Raw genomic sequence first — 17,396 nt, forward strand, 5'->3', positions numbered from 1 at the left:
GCGCATCCTTGTTCAAACGCGCGCCTAGCCTACTATAGCAGCCTTAATCTCAGGTTACTGCGGCGATCATCCGCCCTGTAGACATCGGCATCAGGTCAGGCGACACGATTTGCCGAGGCCTCAAGCAGCGTTTGGGTATAGGGATGCTGTGTCCTGCCCGCACGCATCGCCTCAATGCTGAGCACCTCGACGATCTCGCCATGCTGCATCACTGCTGCCTGGTCGCACATATGCGCCACCACCGCGAGATCATGGGAAACCATCATAAAGGTCAGCCCATGTTCGGCACGCAAATCACTGAGAAGGTTTAGAATTTCTGCCTGAACAGAAACATCCAGTGCCGAGGTCGGCTCATCCAGCAGCAAGATATCCGGCTGTGGTGCCAAGGCGCGGGCAATGGCGACGCGCTGGCGTTGTCCCCCCGACAGCTGATGCGGATAGCGAAAGCGGAAGGCCGGACCGAGACCGACGTCTTTCAGCAATTGGTCAACCCGATCGTCGATATCGCGAAACCCGTGCAGGTGCAGCGTCTCCGACAACACCTGATCCACCGACTGGCGCGGATGGAGCGAGGCATAGGGATCCTGAAACACCATCTGAACGGTCTTATAGAACTCCCGGTCGCGGGTGGGGCCAAGCCGCGTGCCTTCGACCGAGATTTCACCGTTCCATTGCGGCGCAAGTCCGGTGATGGCTTTCAGAATAGTGGATTTTCCCGACCCGCTCTCTCCGACAAGGCCAAAGCTGGCACCTGTCTCAACCCTGAGAGAGGCCGCTTTGACGGCATGGACCAACGCGCCGCGGTCGCCAAAATAGACGTTCAGATTGTTGATTTCCAAGGCGGTTGTCATCACCGTCCCTCCACGCTGGGGGCATCTCGCCAGGCGGGATCACGTTGCAGGACCTCCAGCCGTGGACGCGGTGCATCAAATCGGGGCAGGCTGCCCAACAGTCCCTTGGTATAGGGGTGCTGGGCCTCATGCAGGCGATTGGCGTCGCAGACCTCGACGATGCGACCCGCATACATGATCAGCACGCGGTCGCAGAATTGCGAGACAAGGTTCAGATCGTGGCTGATAAAGATCAGCCCCATGCCGCGTTCCTTCACCAGCCGATCCATGATCGACAGCACCTGCCCCTGTACCGAGACATCCAGCGCCGAGGTGGGCTCATCTGCGATCAGAATTTCGGGGTTGGGGATTAGCATCATAGCGATCATGATCCGCTGGCCCATACCGCCCGACATCTCATGCGGGTAGGCGGTCATCACCCGTTCCGGGTCGCGGATCGACACGGCCTCCAGCATTTCCAGTGCTTTGGCATAGGCCTCGGCCTTGGTGGATTTGCTGTGCAGGCGGTGCGCTTCGATCAGCTGATTGCCAATGGTCATCACCGGGTTGAGCGAGAATTTCGGATCCTGCATCACCATGGAGATCTGCTCGCCGCGCACATTGCGCATCTCGCGCTCTGATTTGGCCAGAAGATTTTCACCATGCAGATTGATGTGATCGGCCTCAACAATGCCAGGATGACGGATCAAGCGAAGGATGGCACGGCCGGTCATGGATTTTCCCGACCCGCTTTCGCCAACAATCCCAAGCCGCTCACGCCCAAGCGAGAACGACACGCCGCGCACGGCATCAAAGATACCGTTGCGGGTGGGAAAGCGCACCCAGAGGTTTTCTACATCCAATAGCGTGCTCATGAGGCGCTGTCCTTCGGGTCCAATACATCACGCAGGCCATCGCCCAGCAGGTTGAAAGCCAGCGAGACCGCAAAGATGGCGAGACCGGGCATGGTGGCAACCCACCAGTGATCCAGAATGAACCGGCGCCCTTCGGAAATCATCGCGCCCCATTCCGGGCTGGGCGGCTGTGCCCCCAGACCCAGGAAGCCGAGGCCAGCGGCGGCCAGAATGATGCCGGCCATATCCAGTGTCACCCGCACAATCAGCGAAGACACGCACAGCGGCCAGATATGCTTGATAATGATCCGCAGCGGACCTGCGCCTTGCAGTCGGATCGCGCTGATATAGTCTGAGGACCGGATCGTCAGCGTCTCTGCCCGCGCCATCCGCGCATAGGGCGGCCAAGCGGTAAGAGAGATCGCCAGCACGGCGTTTTCGATCCCGGCGCCAAGCGCGGCCACAAAGGCCAGCGCCAGAACCAGCCTTGGAAAGGCGAGGAAGATATCGGTGATCCGCATCAGGATGATATCGGCCCAGCCACCGACATAGCCCGAGACCGTCCCCACGAGAAGCCCTGCAATCGGCGCAATCATTGCAACCAATGCGACGATATAAAGCGTGATACGCGCACCGTGGATCAAGCGGCTGAGGATATCACGACCAAGGGAATCCGTGCCCAGAATATGCCCCTCGCTGCCAAGCGGTTGCAGCCGGTTGGCGAGGTTCTGCACATAAGGGTCATGCGGCGCGATCACCGGCGCCAGCACAGCAATGGAGATCAGCAGGATCAGAATGCCAAGGCCAACCATGGCCATGTGGTTCTGCCGCAATGAAAGCCACCCTTGATAGAGGGCGGCCAGCCGCGCCTGACGACGTGATGTCGGCGTGTCAGTCAGCAGCCAGGCGCGCAGGCCCTGCTTTGGGGCCGTGGTTTGCGAAGACATGCTCATTTCGACCTCGGATCAAAAACTTTGTAGAGAAGGTCGGAGAAGATGTTGAGGCAGATAAACACAAGCCCCACAACAACTGTACCGCCCAGAACCGCGTTCATGTCAGCGGACAAAAGCGCGGTGGTGATGTAACTGCCAATTCCCGGCCAGGAAAAAATGATCTCGGTCAGAACCGACCCCTCAAGCAGATTGGCATAGCTGAGCGCGATCACGGTGATCAGTTGCACGCGGATATTGCGAAATGCATGCGTCCAGACCACGGCCCATTCGCTCATGCCCTTGACGCGGGCGGTGGTGACATATTCCGCCGAAAGCTGCTCCAGCATGAAGGACCGCGTCATGCGGCTGATATAGGCGAGGCTGTAGTACCCCAGCAGCGCGGCAGGCAGCACGATATGTGAGAACGCATCGCGAAACGCGCCCCAGTCGCCCGCAATCAGCGAATCCAGCAGGATCATCCCGGTGACCGACGGGATCATATCCTCATAAAATATCCCCTGACGGCCCGGCCCACCGACCCAACCCAGGATGCCGTAGAACAGCAATAGCCCCATCAGGCCCAGCCAGAAGATGGGCATGGAGTATCCAACCAGCGCGATCACACGGGCAATCTGGTCAATCCAGCTGCCCCGGCGTACCGCGGCGATGACGCCCAGTGGCACACCAAGGATACAGCCGAAAAAAATGCCAATAGTGGCCAGTTCAAACGTCGCCGGGAACACACGGGCAATATCGGTGGACACATCGCGTGCTGTCAGCAATGAGGTGCCGAAATCACCCCGCAGGACATCGGTGACATAGTAGAAAAACTGCACCGCCAGCGACCGGTCAAGGCCCAGCTCGCGGTAGGCGGCGTTATACTGCTCCTCGGTGGCACGCTCGCCGACGATGGCCAGCACCGGATCAATGGGCATCACCCGACCGATCAGGAAGGTCACAAATAAGAGGCCCAGCATTGTGACCGCGATGGACGACAGCGTCACCAGCGTGCCGCGCGCCCAAGGGGGGAGGGGCAGCCAAGGCCGCCGCTCCGTTTCTGTTGCGAAATTCGCCATCTTACTTGGTCACGTCCCAGTACGCGGCCGAGGTAATGGCCCCGCCGAGGCTCAGCCCTTCGACGTTGTCGGCCATGCCAGCCTGTTCGATCAGCTGGAACATGACGGCAAAGGGAGCAGTGTCGCGGAACTGCGCCTGGATCTCATGGTACATTTCCGCGCGCTTCTCGGTGTCGCCTTCGACCACAGCAGCGGCAACCTTTTCAGTCAGCCCGCCAGTGTCCCAACCATTGCGCCAGGCCAGAAGACCGGTTGCATTGGCTTCGTCCGAGTTATCCGGATTATAGGCAAAGGTGCCTGCGTTGGTATGCGGATCGGGATAGTCCGGGCCCCATGCGCCCAGATAGATATCCAACTCGCGTGCGCGGTATTTGCCCAGGATCTGCTTGCCCGTGCCAACCTCAAGGTTGAGCGTGATTCCCGCCTGCGCGAACGTGTTCTGCAGCGACTGTGCAATTTCCAGACGCTCTTGTGCCTCGCGCACACCGACGGTCAGCTCCAGATTTTCGACACCGGCCTCAGCCAACAATGCCTTGGCCTTTTCGACATCGAAGGAGAATGGGTTTTCATCCACCGCGCCGAGATACGTCTTGGGCAAGAAGTTCTGATGGCCGACATACCAGTTCTTGAGGAAGCTGTTTTCCATGCCGTCATAGTCGATCAGATATTTCAGCGCCTGACGGACCTGAGGTTTGGACAGCTCCGGATGTTTCTGGTTGAAGGAGACATACATCAGGCGGCCTCGCATTTCGCGCAGCACCTCGACACCGTCCACACCGGCGAGACCATCCACGTCCGATGGTGTCAGGTCGCGGGCCACGTCAATGTCGCCACGTTCCAGCATCAGACGCTGAGTGGCGCTTTCCTGAACGTGACGCACGATAACGCGCTTCATTGCTGCCTCGCCGCCGTAGTAGGAGGGGTTGGCGCTCAGGGTGACGCTTTCCTTCGGCTTCCAGCTGGCAAGACTGTAAGGGCCGGAGCCTGCGGAATTGGTGGTCAACCACTTGTTGCCCATATCGCCGTCGACTTCATTGGCCATGACCAATTCCTTGTCAACGATCGCGCCAATCGTGGCGGTCAGGCAGTTCAGGACAAAGGATGTCGCATAGCGCTTGTCCGTTGTGATCGACAGAGTGTTGCCGTCAACCTTGATGGTGTCATCGGCGTTTTCGGGCGTGAAGCCAAACTGCGTAATGATGAAGGACGGCGTCTTGTTCAGAAGAACCGCGCGCTTCAGCGAGAACGCCGCATCCTCGGCCCGGACTGGGTTGCCGGATTGGAAGGTCACGCCTTCGCGCATGGTGAAGGTGATGGTGCGGCCATCCTCAGAGACGGTCCAGCTTTCGGCCAGATCCGGCTGGTAGCCGGCATCCAGATCGGACGGGTCAAAGTTGACCAGTTTGCCGTAAATATTGCGGATCACATCTGCGCCTGCAAACTCAAAACTCTGCGCCGGATCCAGTGTGGTGATATCGTCAATACGGTTGGCAATGACCAGCATATTGGCCGGTGTTTCGGCCATCGTGGCTATCGGGGTGAGGCCAATCGCCAGCCCCAGCGCGGCGGTGCCAAGAAGGGTTTGAATGGTTTTCATCTTTAACTCCCTATCGTGTTTTTAATCTTGGAATATCGCGCTGTTGTCAGCGTCTTGTTGTTGTTTGGGTCTAAAACGGGCGAGATTACGGGCCTGCGTTCTTGGCTGGGTTTTGCCAGGTGGCATCCAGGACCCGCAACCAATTGCCGTGGCACAGTTTCTTCATCAGGGCATCGTTGATTCCGTGCTGGCGCAGGGCGACGCGAAGGACCGGTAGGCCCGCCACGGTTTCGATGTCCTGTGGCACTGTGGCGCCATCAAAATCCGAGCCGAACCCAACACGATCCTCTCCCAGATGGGTAACCAGGTGGTCGATATGGCGCAGCACGCGATCAAGCGGGGTATCAGCATCCATGCGGCCATCTTCCCGCAGGAAGGCCACGGCAAAGTTGAGACCAACCATCCCATCGCTATCACGGATGGCGTGCAGCTGGCGATCGGTCAGGTTGCGGCTGTGGGGCGTCAAAGCATGAGCGTTGGAATGTGTGGCCACCAGCGGCGCGTCGCTTAGCTCCGCAACATCCCAGAACCCGGCCTCATTCAGGTGGGACAGGTCGATCATCACCCCCAGCTGATTGCAGCGCTGCACCAGCCGTTTGCCATCAGACGTCAGACCTGGCCCGGTATCGGGTGACCCTGGAAAGCGGAACGGCACACCATGGCCAAACCGGGTCGGGCGGCTCCAGACCGGGCCGAGAGAGCGTAAGCCCGCCTGATAGAGCACCTCAAGCATATGGAAATCCGGGTCAATTGCCTCAGCCCCCTCCATATGCATCACCGCCGCCATCACGCCATTTGCGAGACAATTGCGAATATCATTCGTGCTACGACAAATTTTCAGCGCGCCATCGCGTTCCAGCTGATACAGGATTGCCGCTTGTGACAGGGCCACGGGGGCGGCTTCGGACCAGCTGATTTCTTGGGACAAGGGCAGGTCATAGCTGTCCGACGACATCTTGTCGTGCATATCGATGTTGACAACATCAGGCACATAGATGGCAAAGAAGCCGCCGCTAAAGCCGCCGTGGCGCGCTTTGGTAAGGTCAATTTGCCGCCCGCCATCACCCTGAAACCCGTCTTTGCCGGGAGAAACATCGCGATTGTGCAATTGCAGCAAAAGATCGTTGTGGCCGTCGAAAATCAGAGGATCAGTCATTTTACTTCCTAATTCCCTGATATGAGGTCGTATCTTTTGCGCTAACGCAAGGGAATTTACGCTGGTTTTAAAGATAAGTCAGAGCAACGCCCAAAAAGTAGCGTCTGACCAGCGGGATGCAGGAAGGGGCGGGTCGCCCTGTCCGAGGATCGCTCGACCGGGCCGGGAAGATGTTCGATTAACGCGCGAATGCGAGTCGGGACTTCAATCCCGTTTCAAGCCATAGCTCGCAAACGCCGCCAGCGCCTCGTCCATCTGCGTCGGGCTAAGCAGCCTTGGCGTGCCAATGCTGCGCGCGCGAATATAAATTGCCGCCAAATGCTCCAGCTCGGCCATCCGCCACATGGCGCGCGCCAGTGTGTCGCCTGTGCAGATGGCGCCATGGTTCGCCATCAGGCACCCCTCGCGGTCCGCCATTGCCGCAACCACATGGGCTGATAATTCGGTCGTGCCGAACAGCGCATATTCTGCCAGTGGCACGTCATGCCCGCCAAATGCTGCCACCATATAGTGGCAGGCCGGGATAGGCATGTGGTTCACAGCGAGGGCACAGCAGTTCACCGGGTGGGCATGGACGACGGCCATCACCTCTGGCTTGTCTGCGAGCAGTGCCTGATGAAATTGCCACTCGGAAGAGGGGGAAGGCTGCCCCCTCTGCGGATCTGGGCTGCCGACCACGGGCATCCGGACAATCATGTCCGGGCTCATCGCCTCATAGGGGATGCCGGATGGGGTGATCAGCATCTCCCCCCCGGCGATCCGCAGCGAGATATTGCCTGAGGTGCCCTGATTAATGCCACTCCGGTTCATCTCCAGACAGGCGTCAATAATCGACTGGCGCAGTGTGTCGCTGTCATCTGGGGCAGGTTTTGTCATCGCACGGTCACCCCGCCTTGCGAATGAGATCGGGGAAAAGCGCTGCCAGCCCCTCGGCAGAGGCGTCGCAGATGCCACGTTCAGTGATCAGCCCGGTCACCAGTCGGTTAGGTGTCACATCAAAGGCGGGGTTGCCGCAGGCGGTGCTTTCGGGGGTGACGCGCGCGAGGCCCATGTCACCACTATCAAGCACGCCTTGGACATGGCTCACCTCGCGGCTGTCGCGGTCCTCGATCGGGATTTCAGCAACGCCATCAGTCACGGTCCAGTCGATGGTGGGAGAGGGCAGGGCAACATAAAAGGGCACCCCGTTGTCATGCGCGGCCAGCGCTTTCAGGTAGGTGCCGATCTTGTTACAGACATCGCCCTGACGGGTGGTGCGATCAGTGCCGGTGATCACCAGATCAACCTGTCCGTGCTGCATAAGATGGCCCCCGGCATTGTCCGTGATGTAGCTGTGGCTAATACCATGGCTGCCCAGTTCCCACGCGGTCAGCGCACCCTGATTGCGCGGGCGGGTCTCATCGACCCAGACGTGGATGGGGATACCGGCATCATGCGCCTGATACATCGGACTGGTGGCCGTACCCCAGTCAACAGTGGCGATCCAGCCGGCATTGCAATGGGTCAGCAGGCGCACCGGCTCACCTGCAGGTTTCCTGGCCGCGATATCACGGATCAGCGTCAGCCCGTAGGTTCCGATGCGTCGGTTGATTTCGACATCCTCATCGGCGATGGCATGGGCAAGCTTCAGCGCCGCCTTGGCGCGGTCTTCCTCAGGCAGAGGGATCAGCGTCTCCATGAATCGGTTCAGCGCCCAGCGCAGGTTGATCGCGGTGGGGCGGGTGGCGTTGAGCTGTTCCCAGGCGGCCTTCAATGCGTTGTCGGACGGATCCAGATCCGCAGCCAGCGCCATGCCATAGGCCGCGGTCGCTCCGATCAACGGTGCGCCACGCACCCGCATTTCCACGATCGCGGTGGCAAACTCGTCCAATGTAGCAACGGGCTGAACGCGAAATTCATGCGGCAACCAGCGCTGATCAATGATCATCAGAACCGATTGATCCTCATCCCACCAGAGCGAACGATAATGCGTGCCGTTGATTTTCACGTGGGGTCCTCCGTTGATGGCGAGCCCAGCGCCGCCGTTGGATGTTGTCCTAGCGCATTGGCGTTAAAGTGCAATCATCTTGCACGCCTAGCCGCCGCGTAGTCTCTGCATCAGATATATTTCATTCTCAGGGGCGAGCGGTTCATCCAGACTGGCTGCGATGATGCGGCCATCCACAGCGACGGATACGCCTGCGTCCAAGGCCGGGGAGAGTGCCGGATAGGCAGATTTAAGCGCCGCAATCATCGCGCCGATTGTGGCAGCGTCAACCTCGACAGCCTCTTGGCCCTCGGCAAAACGCCGCAATCCAGACCAAAGGTGAACGGTCAGGCGCGGTATCCCCGCGCCCTGACCTGTTGTGATGTGTTCAGACGCCATTTGCCGGGCCTCAGCCGTTGTTGGCGCGCTGCTGATCCAGGGCTGCCAGAATACGCGGTGGTGACATCGGAAGCGCATGCAGCCGCACACCCGCCGCCGCAGAAACCGCATTTGCAATGGCCGCGAGAGGCGGGCAGATTGATGTCTCGCCGACACCGCGCACGCCAAAGGGATGGCCGGGGTTTGGCACCTCGACAATCACCGTGTCGATCATTGGCAAGTCAGAGGCGACGGGTATCCGGTAGTCGAGGAAGACGGCATTCTGCAACCGACCATCCTCCCCGTAAATATATTCCTCATTGAGCGCCCAGCCGATGCCCTGTGCGGCACCACCCTGAAACTGCCCTTCAACATAGGTGGGATGGATCGCCTTGCCCGCGTCCTGAATGACTGTATAGCGCGTCACGGCGGTTTTGCCGGTTTCCGGGTCAACTTCGGCATCGACGATATGCGTGGCAAAGGAGACACCGGCGCCTTCGGGGGTGGCTTCAAAATGGCCTGAGATAGGTCCACCGGTCTGGCCCATGTCGCGGGTGATTTCAGCCAGTGGCAGCGGGTCAAAATTGCCTGCATTCGGACCAGAGGGTACGGCGTGGCCATCCTCCCATTTGACAGCATCCTCAGGAATGCCCCATTTGGCCGCCGCGCGTTTGCTGAGTTTGGCCACGGCATCCTCTGCCGCCTTGATCGTGGCCAGGCCACTGGCATAGGTCACCCGGCTACCGTGGGAGACATCATTGTATCCCAGCGTTGCGGTATCGGCGATGGTGACACGGATGCTCTCATAGGGAATGCCGAGAACCTCTGCCGCCATCAGCGCCATGGAGGCACGAGATCCGCCGATATCCGGTGTCCCGACAGAGATCTGGCAGGTGCCATCCTCTGACAGCGACAGCGAAACGGAGGTTTCGCCACCATGGTTGAACCAAAAGCCGCAGGAGATGCCGCGCCCCTGACCGGGTTTCAGCGGGGCACTGTAGTGCGGATGCGCTTTGGCGGCCTCCAGCGTTTCGACCAGACCAATGCGTTCGAACTTTGGCCCATAGGAGGCTCTGGTCCCCTCCCGGGCGGCGTTCTTCAATCGGACATCAACAGGGTCGAGATCCAGTTTGCGGCAGAGCTCGTCAATCACAGATTCCACCGCATAGGCCGCCATCGGCGAGCCGGGCGCCCGGTAGGCGGCCTGTTTGGGCCGATTGCTCATGATATCATAACCGACCTGCTGAACATGTTGCAGATCATAGGGCGCAAAGGCACACATGGCGGTCATATCCGCAGGCGCACCCGGAAAGGCACCGCCCTGTAGGCGGAAGGTGCCCTGTGCAGCTGTGATGATGCCATCCGCTGTCATACCAATCTTGATATCCATGGAGGTCGAGGCCGTGGGACCGGTCGCGCGGAACACTTCCGGGCGACTCATCACCAATTTCACCGGGCGATTGGCCTTGCGCGACAGGGCAAGGGCGACAGGTTCGATGAACACCGTGGTCTTGCCGCCAAAGCCGCCGCCAATTTCCGAGGCGGTGACGCGCAGCTGCGATGTCTCGATCCCCAACAGCGCCGCACAGTTCTTCTGCACGTACCAGTGGCCTTGCGTACAGCACCATAACTCACCTTTGCCGTCCTGTCCCAGCTGAGCCAGACAGGCGTGGGGTTCAATATAGCCCTGATGCGTGGCCTCTGTGACGAAATGCTCCTCCACCACCAGATCGGCCTTGGCAAAACCCGCCTCGACATCGCCATGGCCGCTTTCGTGATAACGCACCACGTTTGGGTGCATCCCATCGGGCACGGAATAATCGGCAGCGCCTTCGCGGATCACCGGCGCATCCTTGGCCATGGCCTTGTCGACATCGGTCACATGGGGCAGCACCTCATACTCAACCTCAATCAGCTTTAGCGCGTCACGTGCGGCGAGGGCAGAGGTGGCAGCGACGGCGGCAATGGCATGGCCATCATAGAGCGCGATATCGCCTGCCATCACGTTTTCCAGCACGTTCCACTGTTCGCCTTCCAGCCCCGGCGCGGGCTTGATCGCGTCGGAGAAATCGGCACGTGTCACGATCGCCTTCACATCGGCCAGCGCTTCGGCCTTGCTGGTGTCGATATGTTTGATCCGGGCATGGGCATGGGGGCTGCGCAGGATGGCCCCGAAGAGCATGCCCGGTGCCGTGGCATCGGCACCAAAGCGCGCCTTGCCCGTGACCTTGTCCAGACCATCAGGGCGGTTAGGGCGGGTCCCCACTTGGGTGAAGTCGGTTTTTCGTTGATCCAGAGCCATTATGACGCCTCCCGCATCTCTGCTGCCGCGTCAATCACGGCGCGAATGATCTTGTCATAGCCGGTACAGCGGCACAGATTGCCGGCCAGCCAATAGCGCACTTCGGTCTCGCTGGGGTCTGGATTTTTCTCCAGCAGAGATTTGGCCGCGACCAGAATACCCGGCGTGCAGATCCCGCATTGCAACGCGGCGTGGTCGATGAACTTCTGTTGCAGTGGATGCAGTGTTTCGCCGGGCGCGATGCCTTCGACCGTGGCAATCTCTTGGCCCTCAGCCTCAACCCCGAGGACGAGGCAGGAACAGACCAGCCGACCGTTCAAGGTGACCGAACAGGCCCCGCAGTCACCCGTGCCGCAGCCTTCCTTGGCGCCCGTGAGATTCAACCGGTCACGCAGCACATCCAGCAGAGTTTCGCGCGGGTCGCAGAGATAGTCGACCGCATCGCCGTTGATGGTGGCTGAGACGTGGATTTTCGAGCTCATACTGTGTCTCCCTTGGCACGGGTATAGGCGATTTCGGCAGCGCGGCGCGCCATCACGCCCGCGACTTGCGTGCGAAAGGCAACGGTGCCGCGTTTGTCAGAGATCGGAGTGCAGGCATCGGAGGCGGCGGTGGCCAGTCGCTCAAGCGCCGCGTCGTCCAGCGTGGAGCCAATTAGCGCATCGGCACAGGCCTCAACCAGCAGCACCGTCGGGGCAACAGCGCCCAGTGCAACACGCGCCTCCGCAATGGTGTCCCTCTCCAGCCGCAACCAGACGCCGCAGCCGACAACCGCGATATCCATTTCGGTCCTTGGAATGAACCGCAGATAGGCATCCCCCTGACCCGGTTGAGCGGCGGGCAGATGCACAGCTGTGATCAACTCGCCGGTGGTGAGCGTGGTTTTTCCGGGAGCGGAGGGAATATCCACGGCAGCGGCGCGGCGATGCCCCTTTGGGCCGGTGATGCTGACAGTTGCGTTGGCGGCCACTAGGGCTGGGACGCTGTCCGCCGCTGGCGAGGCATTGCACAGATTGCCGACAAGTGTCGCGCGGCCTTGCACCTGGGTTGAGCCGATGAGATCCATCGCCTCGACCACACCGGGCCAGGCAGCACACAGGGCAGGGTGCTCGCTCATCTCAGCCCCTGCCACGGCGGCGCCGATGGTCCAGCTGCCATCATCTTCCTGCCGGATGTCCCGAGCCCCCTCAATCGACTTGATGTCGATCAGCGTATCCGGGGTCACGATATCGGCCCGCATCTGCACCAGCACATCTGTACCGCCGGCCAGCACGCGGGTCACACCCTTGGCTGAGGCCGCCAGCTCTGCCGCCTCGGCAAAACTGCTGGGTCGGTGATATTCCATTGGGACTGTCCTTCTGCTGGCCTTGCTGCTGGCGACTGTGGTTGAATCCGGGGGACCCGCGTGGGGACCATAGGTAGGCGTGGCGTTGATCCTATGATCGCTAAATGGTCCCTGAACGTGGCGCGTGCCCGCCGGACCATCTTGCGACCAGATGTGCGCTTGGGCAAGCCGCCATCACGGCTTCGCCGGCTCATAGGAGGGAAAATCACCTGTCACGGCCGTTCCATTCACATTCCGAGCGGGCCGTCACCGCTCTCCAAGCAACGGCAGCACACGATACAAATGGGGAGGGTTTTACGCTTTTGCCCCTTGCGGTGCCGGATCCACTCTTTTATGGCGTCGGCGTTTCCGAATTTTTTGCAAAAAATATCGCCACCAAAGGGGTTTGACTGTCAGAGTTGGCTTGCACTCAGGTGTGACAATCTGCCACAGTGCGCCGAATCCAACGGATGTGGGTACGGGGGAAAATTTCGGGATCAGTGTCAGATACGCAGAAACCCAGTGCCCTTTGGCAATGGGGCGGACCGCAAGCCTTGACTTGGCCGGATGCGCCTGAAACGCTTAAACCTCTGGACCTGCCGGAAATTGTTGCCAGAACGCGCGACAAATCACACCTGGCGTCTACATGTCCCCAAGGGTTCAACGACCCCCAGCCGCACCTCATGCGGCTAACGGTTTCGACGACAAAAAACGTGGGAGAACAACACATATGACCAACACCAAGCTGGCCGTTAGCGCCCTAGTAGCAACTGCCTTTATGGCGCCTGCTGCCATGGCAGAAGAATTCATCACAATTGGTACCGGCGGCGTAACCGGCGTGTACTATCCGACCGGTGGCGCGATCTGCCGTCTGGTCAACAAGACCCGCAAAGAGCACGGCATCCGCTGTTCCGTGGAATCCACTGGCGGCTCTGTCTACAACATCAACACCATCCGCGAAGGCGAGCTGGAATTTGGTGTGGCACAGTCCGACTGGCAGTACCACGCCTACAACGGCACCTCCAAATTCGAAGAGCAGGGCGCCTTTGAAGGTCTGCGCGCGGTGTTCTCCGTGCATCCCGAGCCCTTCACCGTTGTGGCCCGCGCTGATGCCGGCGTGACCAGCTTTGACGATCTCAAAGGCAAGCGCGTCAACATTGGCAACCCAGGCTCCGGCCAGCGCGGCACCATGGAAGTGCTGCTGGAAGCCAAAGGCTGGGGCATGGATGCCTTCGCTCTGGCGACCGAGCTGAAAGCGGCCGAACAATCCGCAGCGCTCTGTGACAACCAGATCGACGCGATGGTCTACACCGTTGGCCACCCTTCGGGTTCCATTCAGGAAGCCACCACCGCCTGTGACTCCGTTCTGGTGACCGTTGATGGCGAAGCCGTTGAAAAGCTGATCGCCGACAACTCCTTCTACCGGACTGCAACCATCCCCGGTGGCATGTACCGTGGCTCTGACGCGGATGTCGGCACATTCGGTGTGGGCGCGACCTTCGTCACCTCCGATCAGGTCTCCGACGAGGCGGTTTATACCGTGGTGAAAGCGGTCTTTGAGAACTTCGATGACTTCAAAAAGCTGCACCCGGCATTCGCCAACCTCAAGCCTGAGGAAATGGCAACCGCAGGCCTGTCCGCGCCGCTGCATCCCGGTGCTGCGAAATACTACAAAGAGCAGGGCTGGGTAGAGTAACCCATCTCTGATGATTGCAACGGGGCGCCAATTGGTGCCCCGTTTTGCCCTTGCCGTGAAGGCTTTGCCCTTTGCCATGAGGCGCTGAAACTCCACCAGGGAGCAGGGCGCGTCGGGGCCAAGGGCAACACCCAAGAATAACCGGCCGCAGAGTCTGACGGCCTCAGGGGGATACTCCATGACATCCGATGTTCAAGGAAATCGACCGCTTACCGAAGAAGAGCTACAGGACCTCGTCGCATCCTCCGATGCCGGCGCACGCAACCCGGTTGGGTCGGTTGGGCTGTTTCTGGCGATTGTCGCCGTAATATGGTCGGTCTTTCAGGTGGTGCTGGCCTCGCCAGTTTCAAACCTTTTGCTGCCCGGCAGCGTGGTGAACAACTCGCGCCAGATCCATTTGGCTTTTGCCATTTTTCTCGCCTACGCCGCCTATCCGGCACTGAAGAGTAGTCCGACGGACCGGATCCCGGTTCAGGACTGGATTCTGGCCCTGATGGGTACATTTACCGCACTTTATGGCTATATCTTCTACGAGAAGATCGTGAATTCCGGTGGCAAGGGTGATGACATCGACACGATCTTTGCTGCGATCGGTCTTGTGCTGCTGTTTGAAGGCGCGCGCCGCGCCCTTGGCCCGGCGATGGCAATCGTGGCCTCTGTTTTCATGCTGTATGTTTTCTTCGGCTCATCCGAGCTGGTCCCCGATGTGATCCGCTGGAAAGGCGCATCTCTGGACCGCGCCATGGAGCAGATGTGGATAACCTCTGAGGGGGTCTTTGGCATCGCCTTGGGCGTCTCCACCAAATTCGTGTTTCTCTTCGTGCTGTTCGGCGCACTTCTGGATAAGGCAGGGGCTGGCAATTACTTCATCAAGATGGCCTTTGGCGCGCTGGGACACCTGCGCGGTGGTCCCGCCAAGGCCGCTGTTGTTGGCTCTGCCGCTACCGGTCTGATTTCCGGCTCGTCCATCGCCAATGTGGTGACCACCGGCACCTTCACCATTCCCTTGATGAAGCGGGTGGGCTTCAGTTCGGAGCAGGCCGGTTCGGTCGAAGTTGCCTCTTCGGTGAATGGCCAGATCATGCCGCCCGTCATGGGGGCTGCGGCCTTCCTGATGGTGGAATACGTCGGCATTTCCTATGTGGAGGTGATCACCCATGCCTTCCTGCCGGCCGCGATTTCCTACATCGCGCTGGTCTATATCGTCCATCTTGAGGCGGTGAAGCGGAACATGCCCACGCTGGGCAACCGCGTGGTGTCTATGGGGCGGACCATCGGCGGAATGGCCGCGTTTTTCGCGGGGTTTGCGGCTCTTTGCTACGGCATTCAATATCCCATTAAGGCGATCACCGCCGCGATCCCCGGCGCCTCTGGCCTTGTGCTGTCGCTCTTAGTGGTTGCAGCCTATCTGGGGCTATTGTGGCTGGCGGCCGGGACCGATGATCTGGTGCCGGATGATCCCAATGCGGCTGAGGTCGAGCTGCCAGTGGTAGGCGAAATCTACAAGGCGGGCCTGCACTATTTGCTGCCGATCATTGTCTTGGTTTATTTCCTGATGATTGAGCAGAAATCGCCGGGCCTGTCCGCCTTCTGGGCAACTGCGCTACTGTTTGTGATCCTGCTGACGCAAAAACCATTGAAGGCGCTGTTCCGGGGGCAAAGCACTTTGGCGCACAGCTTCCTTGATGGGGTGCATGATCTGTGGAACGGGCTGATTGACGGCGCCCGCAACATGATCGGCATTGCCTTGGCCACCGCCACCGCAGGCGTCATTGTTGGCACTGTGACGCTGACCGGCGTTGGTCAGGTGATGTCGGAACTGGTGGAACTGATGTCCGGCGGTAACCTGATCCTGATGCTGATCATGGTCGGCCTTCTCTCGCTGGTTCTGGGCATGGGGCTGCCGACCACCGCCAACTACATCGTTGTCAGTTCGCTGATGGCCGGCGTTGTGGTAGAACTTGGCGCGCAGTCGGGACTGGTGGTTCCACTGATTGCCGTGCATCTCTTTGTGTTCTACTTCGGCATCATGGCGGATGTGACACCGCCTGTGGGTCTGGCCAGCTTTGCTGCCGCTGCGGTGTCGGGGGGCGATGCCATTCGCACCGGCTTTGTGGCGTTCTTCTACAGCCTGCGCACCGTGGCGCTGCCCTTTGTCTTCATCTTCAACACGGATCTGTTGTTGATTGATGTGACCTGGGTGCAGGGCATTTTGGTAGCGATTTCTGCGACCATCGCCATTCTGGCCTTCACCGCCGGTACGATGAACTACTTCCTGACCCGCAACCGCATCTATGAAAGCGTGTTGCTGGTACTGGTCGCCTTTGCCCTGTTCCGCCCGGACTTCTTCATGAACCGGTTGATGCCTCCGTTCGCCAGCACGGATCCAGCCGCATTGGTGGAAACCGTGGCCACGGCCCCAGCCGGTAGCGAGCTACGGATCACCGTGGAAGGGCCGGATTTCGACACCGGTGAGCAGAAGACCACAACGCTGATCCTGCCTGTCGCTGATGGTGGCGATGGTCAGGCGCAGGTCGATGCCTTTGGCCTGATGCTTCTGCCTGAGGATGGTGTGGTCAAGCTGGACGAGCCGATGTTCGGCACGCCCGCGCAGTCTGGCATGGACAGCTTCGACTTCTACGGTGACGAGCCTGTCCGCCTGCTGAGTGTTCAAGCACCGGCAGACCAGCTGCCCAAGGAATTGATCTTCATCCCGGCGCTGCTGCTACTGGCGATGATCGCCTTCCTGCAGCGCGCACGGGCCAGCAAGGAAGGAGTCCCGGCATGAGCAAATCTGTTCTCTGCGCATTGGAGCTGAGCGACAAAACCATTGACGCCAAGGTGTTGCGCGAAGCGGCACGGCTGGCGGATCTGGATCAGGCACAGCTGGATGTGGTCAATGTCCTGCCCGATTTCGGCGAAAGCTGGGTCTCGGGGTTCTTCGAGGATCATCACCATGACCGCGCCGTCAAGGAAACCGCAGATCACCTGGGTAAACTCTGTGAGGAGATCCTGGGGGCGGAGCGCAACGTCAAGGTCCGCCATGTGGTTGCTACCGGCAAAGCCTATCAGGAAATTCTGAAGGTCGCCGACAAGGCCGGTGCCGATCTGATCGTGATCGGCGCGCATAAGCCGGAGCTGTCGGATTACCTGCTGGGCCCCAATGCGGCACGGGTGATCCGGCATTCGACCTGTTCGGTCTATGTGGTGCGCTGACCAGCCGATCCGAAACCACTGCTAACCCATGTGAAAGGGGCGCCCGTTGATGGCGCCCCTTTTTTACTT

Annotated in this window: 15 protein-coding genes; 3 read left to right on the forward strand and 12 right to left on the reverse strand. The window is 59.9% G+C overall.

The window, feature by feature from the left end:
- Window positions 1-95: 95 nt before the first annotated feature.
- From INHI_RS0107655 to INHI_RS0107710, 12 genes are all read right to left on the reverse strand, one after another.
- Window positions 96-851 carry an ABC transporter ATP-binding protein gene (locus INHI_RS0107655; RefSeq protein WP_014880046.1) on the reverse strand — a complete coding sequence of 252 codons (756 nt, stop codon included), beginning with the start codon at window positions 849-851 and terminating at the stop codon, window positions 96-98.
- Complete coding sequence (locus INHI_RS0107660; RefSeq protein WP_014880045.1) at window positions 851-1,705, reverse strand: ABC transporter ATP-binding protein; 855 nt, start codon at window positions 1,703-1,705, stop codon at window positions 851-853. The genes INHI_RS0107655 and INHI_RS0107660 overlap by 1 nt, the downstream gene beginning before the upstream one ends.
- Window positions 1,702-2,637, reverse strand: coding sequence for a nickel transporter permease (nikC, locus tag INHI_RS0107665; protein ID WP_027247283.1), 936 nt, complete (start codon window positions 2,635-2,637; stop codon window positions 1,702-1,704). Before nikC ends, INHI_RS0107660 begins: the two co-directional genes overlap by 4 nt.
- Entirely contained in the window at window positions 2,634-3,692 is a 1,059-nt protein-coding gene (locus INHI_RS0107670; protein ID WP_014874732.1) for an ABC transporter permease, read from the reverse strand. Before INHI_RS0107670 ends, nikC begins: the two co-directional genes overlap by 4 nt.
- Before the next feature lies 1 nt (window position 3,693).
- The gene (locus tag INHI_RS0107675; RefSeq protein ID WP_027247284.1) at window positions 3,694-5,289 is read right to left on the reverse strand and encodes an ABC transporter substrate-binding protein; all 1,596 of its coding nucleotides are present in this window, start codon (window positions 5,287-5,289) and stop codon (window positions 3,694-3,696) included.
- A gap of 85 nt (window positions 5,290-5,374) precedes the next feature.
- Window positions 5,375-6,445, reverse strand: coding sequence for a dipeptidase (locus INHI_RS0107680; RefSeq protein WP_027247285.1), 1,071 nt, complete (start codon window positions 6,443-6,445; stop codon window positions 5,375-5,377).
- Between the two features lie 204 nt (window positions 6,446-6,649).
- Complete coding sequence (locus INHI_RS0107685; protein ID WP_027247286.1) at window positions 6,650-7,321, reverse strand: class II aldolase/adducin family protein; 672 nt, start codon at window positions 7,319-7,321, stop codon at window positions 6,650-6,652.
- A 7-nt stretch (window positions 7,322-7,328) separates the two neighbouring features.
- Window positions 7,329-8,432 (reverse strand): S-methyl-5-thioribose-1-phosphate isomerase, encoded by a 1,104-nt coding sequence (gene mtnA, locus INHI_RS0107690; protein WP_027247287.1) that lies wholly within the window; start codon window positions 8,430-8,432, stop codon window positions 7,329-7,331.
- A gap of 87 nt (window positions 8,433-8,519) precedes the next feature.
- A complete protein-coding gene (locus INHI_RS0107695) occupies window positions 8,520-8,810 on the reverse strand; it encodes a MoaD/ThiS family protein (RefSeq protein ID WP_014880039.1) in 291 nt (96 codons plus the stop codon).
- Between the two features lie 10 nt (window positions 8,811-8,820).
- Window positions 8,821-11,091, reverse strand: coding sequence for a xanthine dehydrogenase family protein molybdopterin-binding subunit (locus tag INHI_RS0107700; protein WP_027247289.1), 2,271 nt, complete (start codon window positions 11,089-11,091; stop codon window positions 8,821-8,823).
- Window positions 11,091-11,573: a (2Fe-2S)-binding protein gene (locus INHI_RS0107705; RefSeq protein WP_027247290.1), complete on the reverse strand. Its 483-nt coding sequence runs from the start codon at window positions 11,571-11,573 to the stop codon at window positions 11,091-11,093. The genes INHI_RS0107700 and INHI_RS0107705 overlap by 1 nt, the downstream gene beginning before the upstream one ends.
- Window positions 11,570-12,436, reverse strand: a complete 867-nt coding sequence (locus tag INHI_RS0107710; protein WP_027247291.1) for an FAD binding domain-containing protein — start codon at window positions 12,434-12,436, stop codon at window positions 11,570-11,572. Before INHI_RS0107710 ends, INHI_RS0107705 begins: the two co-directional genes overlap by 4 nt.
- A gap of 709 nt (window positions 12,437-13,145) precedes the next feature.
- On the opposite strand from INHI_RS0107710, the gene INHI_RS0107720 reads away from it, so the two are divergent.
- From INHI_RS0107720 to INHI_RS0107730, 3 genes are all read left to right on the forward strand, one after another.
- Window positions 13,146-14,111, forward strand: coding sequence for a TAXI family TRAP transporter solute-binding subunit (locus INHI_RS0107720; RefSeq protein WP_014874723.1), 966 nt, complete (start codon window positions 13,146-13,148; stop codon window positions 14,109-14,111).
- Between the two features lie 178 nt (window positions 14,112-14,289).
- Entirely contained in the window at window positions 14,290-16,899 is a 2,610-nt protein-coding gene (locus INHI_RS0107725) for a TRAP transporter permease (protein ID WP_027247292.1), read from the forward strand.
- Window positions 16,896-17,327 carry a universal stress protein gene (locus INHI_RS0107730; RefSeq protein WP_027247293.1) on the forward strand — a complete coding sequence of 144 codons (432 nt, stop codon included), beginning with the start codon at window positions 16,896-16,898 and terminating at the stop codon, window positions 17,325-17,327. Before INHI_RS0107725 ends, INHI_RS0107730 begins: the two co-directional genes overlap by 4 nt.
- Window positions 17,328-17,396 lie beyond the last annotated feature (69 nt).

It is taken from the genome of Phaeobacter inhibens DSM 16374 (assembly GCF_000473105.1).
Taxonomy (GTDB): Bacteria; Pseudomonadota; Alphaproteobacteria; order Rhodobacterales; family Rhodobacteraceae; genus Phaeobacter; species Phaeobacter inhibens.

What these genes read in the sequence shown, in the direction of transcription:
- INHI_RS0107695 (WP_014880039.1), bottom strand. Translation starts at nt 8,810, where the DNA reads ATGGCGTCTGAACACATCACAACAGGTCAGGGCGCGGGGATACCGCGC.
- INHI_RS0107700 (WP_027247289.1), bottom strand. Translation starts at nt 11,091, where the DNA reads ATGGCTCTGGATCAACGAAAAACCGACTTCACCCAAGTGGGGACCCGC.
- INHI_RS0107670 (WP_014874732.1), bottom strand. Translation starts at nt 3,692, where the DNA reads ATGGCGAATTTCGCAACAGAAACGGAGCGGCGGCCTTGGCTGCCCCTC.
- INHI_RS0107720 (WP_014874723.1), top strand. Translation starts at nt 13,146, where the DNA reads ATGACCAACACCAAGCTGGCCGTTAGCGCCCTAGTAGCAACTGCCTTT.
- nikC (WP_027247283.1), bottom strand. Translation starts at nt 2,637, where the DNA reads ATGAGCATGTCTTCGCAAACCACGGCCCCAAAGCAGGGCCTGCGCGCC.
- INHI_RS0107660 (WP_014880045.1), bottom strand. Translation starts at nt 1,705, where the DNA reads ATGAGCACGCTATTGGATGTAGAAAACCTCTGGGTGCGCTTTCCCACC.
- INHI_RS0107725 (WP_027247292.1), top strand. Translation starts at nt 14,290, where the DNA reads ATGACATCCGATGTTCAAGGAAATCGACCGCTTACCGAAGAAGAGCTA.
- INHI_RS0107685 (WP_027247286.1), bottom strand. Translation starts at nt 7,321, where the DNA reads ATGACAAAACCTGCCCCAGATGACAGCGACACACTGCGCCAGTCGATT.
- INHI_RS0107680 (WP_027247285.1), bottom strand. Translation starts at nt 6,445, where the DNA reads ATGACTGATCCTCTGATTTTCGACGGCCACAACGATCTTTTGCTGCAA.
- INHI_RS0107710 (WP_027247291.1), bottom strand. Translation starts at nt 12,436, where the DNA reads ATGGAATATCACCGACCCAGCAGTTTTGCCGAGGCGGCAGAGCTGGCG.
- INHI_RS0107730 (WP_027247293.1), top strand. Translation starts at nt 16,896, where the DNA reads ATGAGCAAATCTGTTCTCTGCGCATTGGAGCTGAGCGACAAAACCATT.
- INHI_RS0107705 (WP_027247290.1), bottom strand. Translation starts at nt 11,573, where the DNA reads ATGAGCTCGAAAATCCACGTCTCAGCCACCATCAACGGCGATGCGGTC.
- INHI_RS0107675 (WP_027247284.1), bottom strand. Translation starts at nt 5,289, where the DNA reads ATGAAAACCATTCAAACCCTTCTTGGCACCGCCGCGCTGGGGCTGGCG.
- INHI_RS0107655 (WP_014880046.1), bottom strand. Translation starts at nt 851, where the DNA reads ATGACAACCGCCTTGGAAATCAACAATCTGAACGTCTATTTTGGCGAC.